This window comes from Enterococcus malodoratus, assembly GCF_027659535.1.
Classification (GTDB): Bacteria; Bacillota; Bacilli; order Lactobacillales; family Enterococcaceae; genus Enterococcus_A; species Enterococcus_A malodoratus.
Map to the genome: position 1 here is coordinate 89852 of NZ_JAQDPG010000011.1, position 12808 is coordinate 102659.

General features: G+C 40.3%; 11 protein-coding genes. 8 read left to right on the forward strand and 3 right to left on the reverse strand.

Annotated features, from left to right (window positions below):
* The first annotated feature begins 44 nt into the window (after positions 1-44).
* The 4 genes from PGP85_RS16850 (at position 45) to PGP85_RS16865 (ending at position 6395) form a co-directional block, all read left to right on the forward strand.
* On the forward strand, positions 45-1424 hold the full coding sequence (locus PGP85_RS16850; protein ID WP_010743050.1) for a PTS sugar transporter subunit IIC: 1380 nt from the start codon (positions 45-47) through the stop codon (positions 1422-1424).
* 36 nt (positions 1425-1460) lie between these two features.
* The gene (locus PGP85_RS16855) at positions 1461-4109 is read left to right on the forward strand and encodes a glycoside hydrolase family 38 N-terminal domain-containing protein (protein WP_010743051.1); all 2649 of its coding nucleotides are present in this window, start codon (positions 1461-1463) and stop codon (positions 4107-4109) included.
* The gene (locus tag PGP85_RS16860) at positions 4063-5376 is read left to right on the forward strand and encodes a glycoside hydrolase family 125 protein (protein WP_010743052.1); all 1314 of its coding nucleotides are present in this window, start codon (positions 4063-4065) and stop codon (positions 5374-5376) included. The genes PGP85_RS16855 and PGP85_RS16860 overlap by 47 nt, the downstream gene beginning before the upstream one ends.
* Before the next feature lie 140 nt (positions 5377-5516).
* Positions 5517-6395: an ROK family protein gene (locus PGP85_RS16865; RefSeq protein WP_270328540.1), complete on the forward strand. Its 879-nt coding sequence runs from the start codon at positions 5517-5519 to the stop codon at positions 6393-6395.
* A gap of 51 nt (positions 6396-6446) precedes the next feature.
* Here PGP85_RS16865 and PGP85_RS16870 read toward each other — a convergent pair whose 3' ends face one another.
* Complete coding sequence (locus PGP85_RS16870) at positions 6447-6779, reverse strand: hypothetical protein (protein ID WP_270328542.1); 333 nt, start codon at positions 6777-6779, stop codon at positions 6447-6449.
* Positions 6780-6908: 129 nt separating this feature from the next.
* Here PGP85_RS16870 and PGP85_RS16875 point away from each other — a divergent pair, with 129 nt between their 5' ends.
* Positions 6909-7562, forward strand: a complete 654-nt coding sequence (locus PGP85_RS16875; protein ID WP_270328543.1) for an isochorismatase family protein — start codon at positions 6909-6911, stop codon at positions 7560-7562.
* A gap of 40 nt (positions 7563-7602) precedes the next feature.
* On the opposite strand, the gene PGP85_RS16880 is transcribed toward PGP85_RS16875, so the two are convergent.
* Positions 7603-8361: a DeoR/GlpR family DNA-binding transcription regulator gene (locus tag PGP85_RS16880; RefSeq protein ID WP_270328545.1), complete on the reverse strand. Its 759-nt coding sequence runs from the start codon at positions 8359-8361 to the stop codon at positions 7603-7605.
* Positions 8362-8505: 144 nt separating this feature from the next.
* Here PGP85_RS16880 and PGP85_RS16885 point away from each other — a divergent pair, with 144 nt between their 5' ends.
* From PGP85_RS16885 to hxlA, 3 genes are read left to right on the forward strand one after another with little or no spacing between them, the layout of a single operon-like run.
* On the forward strand, positions 8506-9453 hold the full coding sequence (locus tag PGP85_RS16885) for a class I mannose-6-phosphate isomerase (protein ID WP_270328547.1): 948 nt from the start codon (positions 8506-8508) through the stop codon (positions 9451-9453).
* A 1-nt stretch (position 9454) separates the two neighbouring features.
* Entirely contained in the window at positions 9455-10018 is a 564-nt protein-coding gene (hxlB, locus tag PGP85_RS16890) for a 6-phospho-3-hexuloisomerase (protein WP_270328549.1), read from the forward strand.
* A gap of 21 nt (positions 10019-10039) precedes the next feature.
* The gene (gene hxlA, locus PGP85_RS16895; protein ID WP_270328550.1) at positions 10040-10666 is read left to right on the forward strand and encodes a 3-hexulose-6-phosphate synthase; all 627 of its coding nucleotides are present in this window, start codon (positions 10040-10042) and stop codon (positions 10664-10666) included.
* A gap of 35 nt (positions 10667-10701) precedes the next feature.
* Here the strand turns inward: hxlA and PGP85_RS16900 are convergent, their stop codons facing one another.
* Positions 10702-12636 (reverse strand): BglG family transcription antiterminator, encoded by a 1935-nt coding sequence (locus tag PGP85_RS16900; RefSeq protein WP_270328552.1) that lies wholly within the window; start codon positions 12634-12636, stop codon positions 10702-10704.
* Positions 12637-12808: the final 172 nt, after the last annotated feature.

Consider the following 12808-nt stretch of genomic DNA (forward strand, 5'->3'; position numbering starts at 1 on the left):
ATTCAGAAAACGTTTTCGACTAATTTGATAAGGGAGTACCGATGATGAAATTTGATATGCAAAAACTTCAAGAACCTTTACTTAAAGCATCTGCTTGGGTTGAAGGCAACACCATCTTACAAGCAATTAAGAACGCCTTTGTTCGAACGATTCCATTTACAGTTGTAGGTTCTTTTTCCAATTTGATCAAAATGCAGCTAGACGCACTTATTAAGAGTCAACATATTGATAATGTCATTTTAACAAATATCAGTGAATTATTTGGCTACTTAGGAAACGCAACATTAGGTATTGTCGCATTGATCGTTGTGTTTTCATCTGCATATTCATATGCGATAGAATTAAAACGTAAAGAAAATAATGAACGTTTAAATCCTATTATAGCAACATTATTGGCATTTGCGGCGTATTTTGTGATGGTCCCTAAGAATGTAAATTTCTTAGAACCAAAAGCTAAGGTGATCGAAGGATTCTCAACCTCGTTCTTCAGCTATGAAGGAATGTTTACTGGCTTGATCGTTGGGATGATCTCAGTTGCTCTATTTGCAAAATTTACTCGAAGTAAATTTACGATTAAAATGCCTGGTAATGTACCGCAAAATGTATTTGATTCTTTCTTTTCATTGATTCCGATCAGTGAAGTGTTGTTGATTTTTGGAGCAGTACGTATCTTGATTGAATCATTAGGCTACGTTTCACTGCTGCAAATGATTTCGGAAATACTGATAAAACCTTTGCTTTCAGTTGGAACGGGATTGCCGGCGATACTGATCGTTATCTTGCTGCAGCAAATTCTTTGGTTCCTTGGATTGCATGGATTTAATATTGTTTGGGGTGTCGTATCTGCTTTTTGGTTGCCATTGTTCTTAGAGAACGTCGCAAAATTCGCAGAGACCCAAAGTTTTGCTGGAATCACGATTTCGCCTAATACGATGACCAATGTTTATGCCATGATCGGTGGATCAGGTGCGACCTTTGGATTGATTATCGCAATGCTGATCTTCACAAAAAAAGGTGAGAAGGAACGAGAAGTGGCAAAATTGGCATTGATCCCCGGTTGTTTTGGGATCAATGAACCAGTCATCTTTGGTTTGCCAATCGTTTTAAATCCATTGATGTTCATTCCTTGGATTTTAGTACCGATCATTAATGCAGTGATTGCATATATTGTGACGTCAATCGGCTGGGTTGTTCCATTAGTTGTACTGAACTCCGGAAATGAACCGATCTTTTTAAGTACGTGGGTTTTAGGTGCGTTCCATATTAGTCCGGTTATATTAACAGCAGTACTAGTGGTGCTAGATGTCGTGCTGTACGCACCATTCGTTGTTTTAAATCAACGCCATGAAAGAGCGGAACAGTTAATCGAAGAACAAACAAAAGAAGAAACAACTGCTCAGTTAATGGCAGAAAATGCAGGTTAGAAACAAAGATCTTTAAGAATTGAGGAATTTTTTGTGATGAAGGATATTTACACGGTAGCTCACACCCATTGGGATTATGAATGGTATTTTACGAGACAGGAAGCCCGGGTTCAATTTATTTTCCATATGGATGAGGTTTTAGCCGCATTGGAAAACAACCAATTAGATTATTATACATTAGATGGTCAGATGTCGATCGTGGAGGATTATTTGACGATTTTTCCTGAAAAGGAAGAACAAATCAAGAAATTAGTGACAGCTGGTCGTTTATTTGTTGGTCCGTGGTTTACACAAATCGATGAGATGACGACCTCTGGGGAGTCAACGGTTCGCAATCTGCGAATTGGGATTCAAGAAGCTGAGAATTTAGGTAGCTGTATGCGAATCGGCTATTTACCTGATTCCTTTGGGCAAAGTCAAGATATGCCGAAAATCTTTAACGGTTTCGGGATTGAGCAAGCATTGTTTTGGCGAGGGATGCCTAAAGAAGCTCAGGTACGCTATTTCTATTGGACAAGTAATGATGGTTCAAAAGTTCTGACTGCTAATATCAAAAACGGGTATTATGCTGGCGTTGATTTGATTGAACAGGATAATTTTGCTGATTTATTTGATCGTATTTCAACAGAAACGGAAAGCAATGCACATGTATTACCGGTCGGAGGAGATCAGCGTGCAATTGATTTCAATTTAAAAGAGCGGATTGCTAAAGCGAATCAAGTAATTGAAAATGATAGTCAATTCATCGAAAGCAGCTATCCGGATTTTTTTAAAGCCTTAGAGAAAAACGAGGCCTCTTTTAAAGAATTATCTGGTGAGTTCATTGATCCGTCTGATTCAAAAATCCATCGAGGTATTTATTCTTCACGCTATGACTTGAAACGAGTTTATGATCAGTTGGAGCGAGTGCTTACGTACCAATTGGAACCCATGTCGGCTCTTGCAAACAATTACGGGATCGCGACAAAACAAGGACTGATCAATAGTCTTTGGAAAACTGTCGCACGCGGTCAAGCGCATGACAGCGCCGGTGGCTGTAATAGTGATGAAACGAACCAAGATATCTTGATGCGTGGAATCAACGCATTACAAGAGGCACAATCGTGTGTTGATTATTTGTTGAGAAAACTAAGCATCTCGTTGAATAACGAACAGGAAAATGACTTGTTTATTTGGAATCCATTGCCATTTACAAATGCGACAATACGTAAAATCATTGTTTCGACGAAAAACTCGTCCTTCTCCTTAATGGATCAGGCAGGGAATGTAATCGATTTTGAAATTGTTGATCAGCAAAAAGAAAATGCCGGCTGTTTGCGACGTGATCGATCTGAGATGATTGATGATTACTATTATTTGTCAACGATTATGTTGGAGTGCGACTTACCTGCGATGGGATGGCTGCAGCTGCAGCTTTTAGAAACAGAGGATTTGGCAAAGTCGCTCAACAAAGCCGAACGAATCGAAAATGAACACTTTTTACTACAATTTAAAGAAGGAAAGTTTGATCTGTTCTCAAAGAACAAGCAAACTTGGCAGATTGATTTCTTGAAAGTTGAAGACGGGGGAGACGAAGGCGACACATATGATTTTTCTCCGGCCTTTGATGATTGGGTACTGACTCTTGATTTCACGCAGACAAAAGACGTGAGGATCGAGCAAGGAAATTTACTCAGCCGAATCATCGTGGAGGGTCAATGGAAACTCCCGTATAACCTTGAGTCACGTAAAGCACAAGAATTAGATGGCAAAGTTGACTATATATTGGAATTACAACTGGCTAAAAATAGTACGGCAATCGATGTGAAATTGACGATTGACAATCACGTACTGGATCATCGTTTGCGATTAATGATCGTAACAGATGTTCAGGCGGCATACTCTTACGCGGATACACAATTTGGTGTGATCAAACGTCCAGTTGAAGATACACATTTACATGATTGGCGAGAAATCGGGTATAAGGAAGAGCCGACTAGTATGCGTCCAATGATCCATTTTGCCAATATTCATGATGAACAATCAAGTTGGAGTTTTTTGACCAGAGGAACAAAAGATTTTCAAGTGGTAGGAGAAATGTATGATACATTGGCAATCACTTTGTTTCGCGGAGTAGGATTTTTAGGTCGTCCAGATACTTTGAGAAGACCCGGTGATGCCTCTGGATTGCAAACAAAAGTAGTGCCAACACCGCAAAGTCAATTAATTGGAGAACTTGTTTTTGAAGGCAGTATCGTTTTAGAAAATCTGTACAATCCGCAAAAATTACAGATGCTCTATTTGGAAACTACTCAGGAAAACTTGTACTATCAAACGCAGACGATCAATCGGTTTACTACACCGATTCAATATTTTCCAGTAAATCCGTTGCAAAAAGAACTTGTTTTAAAATCATTCATCACGGTGGAAGATTTAGCGGTCGTTTTTAGCAGCTTCTTGCCAACGATCGATAATAGCGGATTTGAACTGCGCTTATATAATACTTTTGAGACTATTAAAACAGCTCCCGGAAAACTATCCTTTGAACAGCCTGCGAATATCGTATTACTTGATTTAGAAGGAAAATTTATCCGTTCTATTGCGTCAAATGTAACTGAATTTGAACTGGCCGACTTCAACAGCGGGGAGATTCGCACATATGGTATCTACTTCAATCGAGGAAAAGATGGGAGAAGCAATGATTGATCAGAAAAAACTAATTGAAGAAATTCAAGCTTATGCTGATACAGTAGAGCTTCCTACAGAAAAAGAAACAAAGCTTTTTCGTCAGGCCTTCGTTGATACGATCACGAATACAGTATCGGTTCGTGAAAATGGTGAAATTTTTGTAGCGACTGGAGATATTCCAGCGATGTGGTTGCGTGACTCCACATTTCAAGTGCTGCCATATTTAATGATTGCAGACAAAGTTCCGGCCGTTAAAAAATTGGTTCATGGAGTTTTGGAGCAGCAATTAACTTATTTGCTGCATGACCCATACTCGAATGCTTTTAACAAAGAAGCGGATGGCGGACACTACAGTAATGACACATCAAATGTTCCTATTTCGGCGTTAGTTTGGGAACGTAAATTTGAAATTGATTCACTATGTGCTCCGTTTTTCTTAGGGTATCAGTTGCAGCAAGCAGGTTATACTGAGCATTTGAACCCAAAATTTTGGGAAGCTGCTTCTGTTGCGATAGATACATTCATTCGCGAGCAGCATCATGAGACTTCAATGTACACCTTTGTTCGGACAGATTGTCCGCCATCTGATACAATTCCTTGTGATGGAAAAGGCCGTCCGATTGAGTATACAGGCATGGTATGGAGCGGTTTTCGTCCGAGTGATGATGCTTGTTACTATGGTTACTTTATTCCGGGGAATCAGTTCATCGTGGTTATTTTGAAACAGTTATTAGAGTTGCTGCCGAAAAAATCGAATCCGAAACTTGAAGAGAAAATGACTCGCTTGTTGGCGGAGATCACACAAGGAATTGAAAAATATGGACGTTTAGTCGATGAAAATGGCGAGTATTACTACGCCTATGAAGTCGATGGGCTAGGAAATAGTTTATTTATGGATGATGCGAATGTACCTAGTTTACTCTCGCTGCCATTTTTAGGCTTTTGCGCAGAAAATGATCCAACTTACCTCGTTACTCGAAGTAAAATCTTGAGCACTGCGAATCCTTATTATTATACTGGTGAATGTCTGAAGGGGATTGGCAGTCCGCATACACCATCCGCTTATGTATGGCCGATTTCTTTGGCGATGGAAGGCTTAACATCAGATGATTTAGCAGTGATCGAAGCAAAACTTCAACTGATTTCAAAAACAGATGCAGGTACTTTGCAATGTCATGAAGGTATCAATGTAGATGATCCTAATCAGTTTACCCGAGAATGGTTTTCCTGGGCGAATATGACTTACTGCAATTTGGCTTTGCATTATTTAAAACTAAAAAAATAAATCGACCGGCTGATTTTTTTGCTGGAATTTGTTTTTTCGATAAAGAAGAATATTGTAACGATGTTTCATATTCATTAAAATTAAAAGATAGAAATAAACGGCAAAAGAAAAAGTTCTTTTGCCGTTTTTAGGGAGGAAAAGTGTTGAGTCAAAAAATATTAGCAATCGATATCGGCGGATCGGCGATCAAAGGCGGATTATGGGGAAATGAGGCGTTAACAGAGCTGCCTAGCTATCCAACACCAAAAACATGGGATGAAATGAAAGCGTATTTAAAATTGTTGGTGGAAGAACATCAAATCACTGACGGGGTGGCAATCAGTGCGCCGGGAGCGGTCAATGTCGAAGAGGGTGTGATCTATGGCGTAAGCGCCGTGCCGTATCTTCATCGTTTTCCGATCAAGCAAGAATTGGCAGACTTTTTAAGTGTGCCGGTCTCCTTTCAAAATGACGCGAATTGTGCGGCGCTAGCTGAGATTTGGCAGGGAAATGCGAAAGGGTTAGAGTCGGCTGCACTTATGATTATCGGTACGGGAATTGGCGGCGGAATCGCGATCAATGGGAAATTACGCTCAGGGACGAATTTATTTGGCGGCGAATTCGGGTATCAGATCATGAACAATGATACTTTGGAAACGTTGAGCGACCTAGGCAGTCCGGTGGCTATGTCTAAACGTTTTTCAAACATCAAGGCGGACGATCGAAACTATACCAGCAAAGAAATCTTTGACTTGGCTGAAGCTGGCGATGAATTGGCTCAAGAACAGATCGACTACTTCTACAATGCCTTGAGTATCGGTATCTATAACATTTTGGTTTCATTGGACCCGGATCGAGTATTGATCGGCGGTGGAATATCAACAAGAGAAGATTTATTGTTCAATATAGAAGAACGGGTGCAGCAATTATTGCTGAAAAAAGGCGCGAAGGAATTAAAGGCTTCTATTATGCCCTGTAAATTTTTGAGTCAAGCGAATTTGATTGGTGCAGTCTATCAGTTTTTAGAAGAACAGGATTAAATTAAAACCACTTTCCTTTCAAAAGGAGAGTGGTTTTTTCGCGAGAATGAATCACGTTAAATAATCTTTTTTTAGAAAGTTGAATGGCGGCTTGCTTACTTTGCCGTACTCGCCAGGAGTGAGGGAATCGACCTGAACATCAGGATAAGCGTTTAATTCTTCGATATGTTCCTTCAACATGGGGACTAAAATCAGCCGATCGATTTTAAGGTCATGCATTAATTGTCTAGCCTCCGCCAAAGAAGCAGGACGCCAATCATAGTTTGGATGTATTTTAGCAATGTTTTCGATCATATCCGAAGTAGCGTAATCTTTTGCGATAGAACCCCATTCATCATCTTTTTCTGGTTTATACCGATGCACGACGAGCAATGCTTTCTTCATAATACGTTCCTCCTTTGTGAGAAATATCAAACAGGCTATTCCTCTTTATTGTACCTAGCAAATTGAGGGATCACAAATATTAAATGAAACGTTTTCCTTCTTAAATTGACTAGTTTAACTGGATTTTCAATGAAAAATGGCGTAGATTACGGAAGGTACTTTTTGAGAAATAGAAAGCGAGTGTTTTATTTGAAGAATTTAGATTTAGCGAGAACGGCTTTGGTCGTCATTGATTTGCAAAAAGGGATTATGGGGACTGGCGAGTTGAAGCCTTACACTGCTTCAGAGGTATTGGAAAAGAATAATCAATTAGCCGAAGCGTTGAAAAATACAGCAGGTTGGATCACGCTGGTCAACGTTGATCCGACGACAATGCAATTTTTGAATAAGGAGCGCAGTGGTCGAGCATACACCGATTTACCTGCGGCGTTTGCTGACTATGTGATGCCGATTGCGACGGATGAAAGTACTGGAAATATCATTAAAGTAACGAAGCATAATCCCGGTGCATTCTTTGGAACGGATTTAGATTTGCAATTGCGCCGTCGTGATATCGATACGATTATCTTAACGGGCGTAGCAACAGCCAACGGTGTTTATGCAACTGCCCTAGATGCGTATCAGCATGGGTATAAGGTCATTGTAGTAGAAGATGCCTGTGCCGATCGCGATGATGAGCTGCATCAAGTTTTTTTCGAAAAATTATTTGTTAAGTTGGGACAAACGACTACAACAGAAGACATTTTAACTAGGATTGAACAAGCAAAAAAGGAAACTAAATAGTAAAAAGCTCCTGCCGAGAAATTTTTCAGCAGGAGTTTTTTTAATCTTGCGAATAAAAGAGCAGCTCATCCGGAAAGTTTTTTCGTTCGTCCTCAGTCAGTTGACGTTCTGCCAAGACCATATCAATGTCTTGAAAGTCCGCGAAAGTGTAGAGACCTTGATTGCCGATTTTTGAGCTGTCGCAGAGGATCATATTTTTTTTGCAGTGAGCAATAACGGTGCTCTTGATTTCCAATTCTTGATAGGAGCGAATTGTCGGTCCCGTTTTGGAGAAGCCATCACAGCCTAAAAAGCCTAAGTCGAGATTTAAACTTTGTAAAGCATTTAAAGTCCAAGCGCCCACGTAGGAATTACTTTTTTTGCGGAATTGACCGCCAGCTAATAGGACTTGATTATCAGAGGTCGCTAGGATTTGGCTGATTTGCAGTGAATTTGTCACGATCGTTAAATCATTGCGCATCACAAGCAATTTTGCTAACTGTAAAACAGTGGTACTGGTATCTAAATAAAGCGACGCGTTTTGTGGAATAAAGGCCAAAGCTTTTTCCGCGATCGCGTTTTTTTCTTTCATTTGCTGTTTTTCTTTAACTGAAAATTCGCTTTCTAAGAAGGGTTTTGTCAATTCGACTGAACCATGTTTTTTTGCTAGTAAGTTTTTTTCTTGAAGAAAACCGACGTCTTTTCTGATGGTTTCTGTCGTTACTTGAAATTTTGCAGCTAAATTATTGATCGAAACCACTTTTTGATTCATGACTTCATGGAGAATTTTGTTTCTTCGTTCTTCACTGGATAAACGCATACGATCCCTCCTTAGAGAATTATAGCACAAAATATTTATATTGTTGGCAAAACAAAATTATTTTTTTGGTTTATCTTGATAAAACCAAAAATATATGTATAATTTGAATTGTGAAGCAAAACAAAATAGAAAGGTTGGTTTTTGATGGAAAAACAAATAGTAAAGATTTTACCTTTTTTTGAACCGCGAATTTGGGGCGGTAAACGGATGCTTGAAACATTTAATTATCAGACGGATCTCTATCCAATTGGAGAAGTGTACAATGTTGTTGCTTTGCCAGGCGCAGCGGATTGTCCGGTGGCAGGGACTGATCTGACTCTTTCTCAGCTTTATACAGAATATCCGGACTGGTTTGATTGCGATACGGAGGAGCTGCCGATTCGAGTCAATTTATTGGATCCTTTATCGGATTTATCGGTTCAGCTTCATCCTGATGACGCATATGCATTGGAACATGATAACTCACGGGGGAAACCAGAAGCTTGGGTAATTTTAGATACACCTGCGGATGGCAAGATCGAATTTGGCCATCATGCGAAAAGCAAAAAGGAATTTGCCGAATGGGCGGAGACTGGTGAATGGGGAAAATTACTGAAGTATTTACCAGCTAAGAAAGATTACTTTATTGACATTCCCGCAGGCACCTTGCATGCAATAAATCGAGATGTCTTGACCTACAACATTTCTCGTAACGCGGATCTGACGTATCGCTTATATGATTATGGCAGAATCGAACCAGAAACTGGTGAAGAAAGAGAACTGCACATTGACAAGGTATTGGAAAATGTTCTGGTTCCTGATACCTCAGAAGGATTTGTTTGGATCGAACCTTATAAAAAAGCTGGCTGTGAGATTACTGATTATTGGGATGAACCGGGTTTATACAGTTTAAGCCGAATCAAAACGGAAGATCGGGGCACGTATCAGCTCGCACGTTTTGTCTTCATTACTATAGTAGAAGGTGAAGGCAAGGTGAATGATGTGATTGTCTCGAAAGGTGAAACGATCTTGGTTCCAGCCGGAGTCGATTCCTTAGAGATCGCGGGAACGTTAGATATGTTTGTCGCAAGTTATAAAAACGAGGAGGAATAGAATGGAAACCAAAGAGGTAGCTTATACAGCGGCGATGGAACTAGCAAATACGTTGAAGAACATCGATCAAGAAGAAATCGATCGTTTGGCTACAGGAATTAAGCAAGCAAAGCGAATTTTCGTATCGGGAGCGGGACGTTCATTGCTGATGTTAAAAGGATTAGCGATGCGCTTGATGCATTTAGGTTATGACGTTTATGTCGTAGGCGAAGTGACGACACCGGCATTTTTGCCAGATGATCTATTGATACTTGCCAGCGCATCAGGCGAAACGGCATCATTGATTAACACAGCAAGCAAAGCCCGTGAAATTGGCGGAGAAATCATCAGCCTTACCATTTTTCCAGAATCGACTTTAGCGAAACTATCAGCTGGAATCATCAGAATTCCAGCCTATACGGACAAACTTCCCGAGAGTAGAGAGAACCAAAAGGGGATTTTACCTGGCGGCAGTATGTTTGAAGAAGCAGTGCTATTGCTGGCGGATTCCTTGATTGTTGAGCTGGCGCTAGAACAAAAGATACCGACGGATCGTGCATTTGAAAAGCACGCGAATTTAGAATGAAGTCATAAAGGAGGAAAATAAATGAAATTACAACTAGCGATTGACGAGTTAAATCTAGCTGAGGCACTTGAGGCATTAAAAGAACTGCATCCGTATGTTGATATTGTGGAGGTAGGCACACCGTTTTTGATTGATGCAGGCCGTGAAGCGGTGCGCCAAATTAAGGCGAGTTATCCGAAGCTTGAAGTATTATGTGATGCAAAAATTATGGATGCGGGGTCGTATGAAGCACAATTGGCTTATGATGCCGGCGCTGAATATGTAACTGTTTTAGGAATCACCGATGATTTGACGATCAAGGGGTGTGTGGAACAGGCGCAAAAACAGGATCGGCAAGTTATGGTAGACCTGATTTGTGTACAGAATTATGCTGAACGCATTCCGGTTATTGAGGCTTTAGGTGTTGATGTTATCGCGGTTCATACTGGGGCAGATCAGCAGCATGCTGGACGAACACCTTTGGAGGATTTAAAAGAATTGAAGCAATATACGAAAAAAGTAAAAGTTGCTGTAGCCGGCGGAATTAACAGTGAAACGGTTGGTGATTATGTCGCATTAGAACCAGATATCGTGATTGTCGGCAGCGGAATCTTGAATGCGGCCGATCCGCTAAAGGCTGCGAAAAGTATCAAAGCGGCATTGAGATAAGCTTAAAGGAGCTGGGAAGATTTCCCGGCTCCTTTTTATAATTGTTTGATGTGCTCTAAAAAGTTTTTGTATTCACTGTTCTGCAAGATCGCTTGTTGAATTTCTTCACGTTCCATTAACTCTAACAGCAGGCTGTAGATCTCTTCGGTATCCTCGTAGTCTTCCTTGCTGATAGCAAAGAGGAAGACAAATTTTACCAGATCGCCTTCGCCCCAATCCACACCATTCGGAATGACTGCTACCGACACGGCAGATTGTTTGGCTAATAAGGACATCGGATGCGGGATCGCCAACCATTCGTTAATATTGGTTTGGTTGATCGCTTCTCGTTTCATAATGCTGGCATGAAAATTCTCTGGGACAAAATCCTTTTGAAATAATTGCTGAGTCATTTTTTTAAGCAGTTGGTCCTTAGTATCAAAATCTTCGTGAAGAAAAAAGTCTTCGTAAAATAATGAGTAGATTTCGGCCTTCGAGCCTTTAAAATTCTCTATGAAGTGTTCAATTTTTACGATTTCTTTATCTAATTTTGCCATATTGATATAGATATGAGGAATACTTAATTGCTCCAACGGAACGGTCGTGATCACAAAATCAACAGTGGATAGATTGTGCTGCTGCAACTCCACATACGAAAGGCGATCCACTACTTCGATCGTTTCTTGATAATTTTTGTTGATCTTAGCTTCAATGATCCGGCTCATAGCGCGACCGGTCCCGCAAACTAGGATTACGCGATATTTTCGATGGGCACTGCTGGAGTTTCTTTCCATTGCGCCGGCGATGTGCAGTGCGATATATCCGACCTCATCCTGAGAAAAATACAATCCATGCTGTTTGCCCAATATTTCTAAATGAGTCAAACAGAGATCATAAGCCTGTGGAAAGGACTTTTTGATCGTTGCTAATAAGGGATTGCTGCGGCGTGCCTCCATTAAGTTCATATTGATAAAACCTTCGATATGAGAAGTTAGGTCTTCAATCAGCATCTTATCTTCGACCCAGTCAAAATTAGACGTTCGTTTAATGGCATGCAGTAAGTCATCAACGATCGCTTTGGCTGTCTCACTAGAAGAATTGCTGGTCGATGCTGTTTCAACTAACCGCGGAGCATTCAATGCTAAATAGTAGGTGAAATATTCTTTTTCTCCACTGCTCAATTGAATATCAAAGGCTTGGTCAATCTCATCTAAAAAATGACATAAGGCTTTTTGTGCATGCTGTTTTAGGATTGGTACACGCAAAGGAAATCCAGTCATTTCATGACCCGCTAAAAAGCGGCTGATCGCTAATGCAAAATGAGAAAGGATATTTTTATGATAGTAATCCGAATCCAATAATTCCAAAGGTGCGAGATAGGTGAGTTCTAAGTCCTGTAAGAGCTCTAGGTCGATATTATCAAAGAGAGCCAGCTCCATTTCAGTGAAACCAATCAAATATTCTTGCAAATCCTTTTCGATCAACAAATCGCTGATCGCCTGTCGTTTCGCAAATTCATTCCCTAAAAGCTCAAAACCAATATTCGGACGATTCACGATTTTTAATTGATAGGTCATCAAATTATCGCGCGCAGTTTTCAAATAGGAATAGAACGTGTTTTTACTAATGAACAGCTGATCTAGAAAATCGTCTAATGATAAAGGGGTTTCATTCTTAAATAGAAGAAAGAGTAAATATGCCTGTCGTTCTTCGCTTGTCGTCAAAAAAGAATCTGCAGAAGACATGCTTTTTGTCCACCAGTCATTGAATTGTTCTTTGGAAAGAATCGTCAGCAAATAGCCCTGTCCCCGAACCAGTGTGATCGTGGCACCGACGTTGCTTAATAGGTCATTCAGATTCGCAATGTCTGTCCGCACGGTTCGTTCAGAAATGGAAAAGCTCTTGGCTAATTCCTTCATCGGTAGCGGTGTGGTTTGTTTGGCTAATAATTCCAATAGGTCATCTAATCGTTGATAAGCAAGCTTCGACACTTGGTTCACCTCCGGTACTTAAACCAATCATACAGTATAGAAGAAAAGATTGAAATCTTTCAGCAGTACCGCTATTTTCCAAAAAAGTTGGCAATCCCTTTGGAAAACGCTTTACTAACAATTGCCAAATTAGTTGGAAATTGGAAGTGTTTACATAAAGTCCCAGAACTCG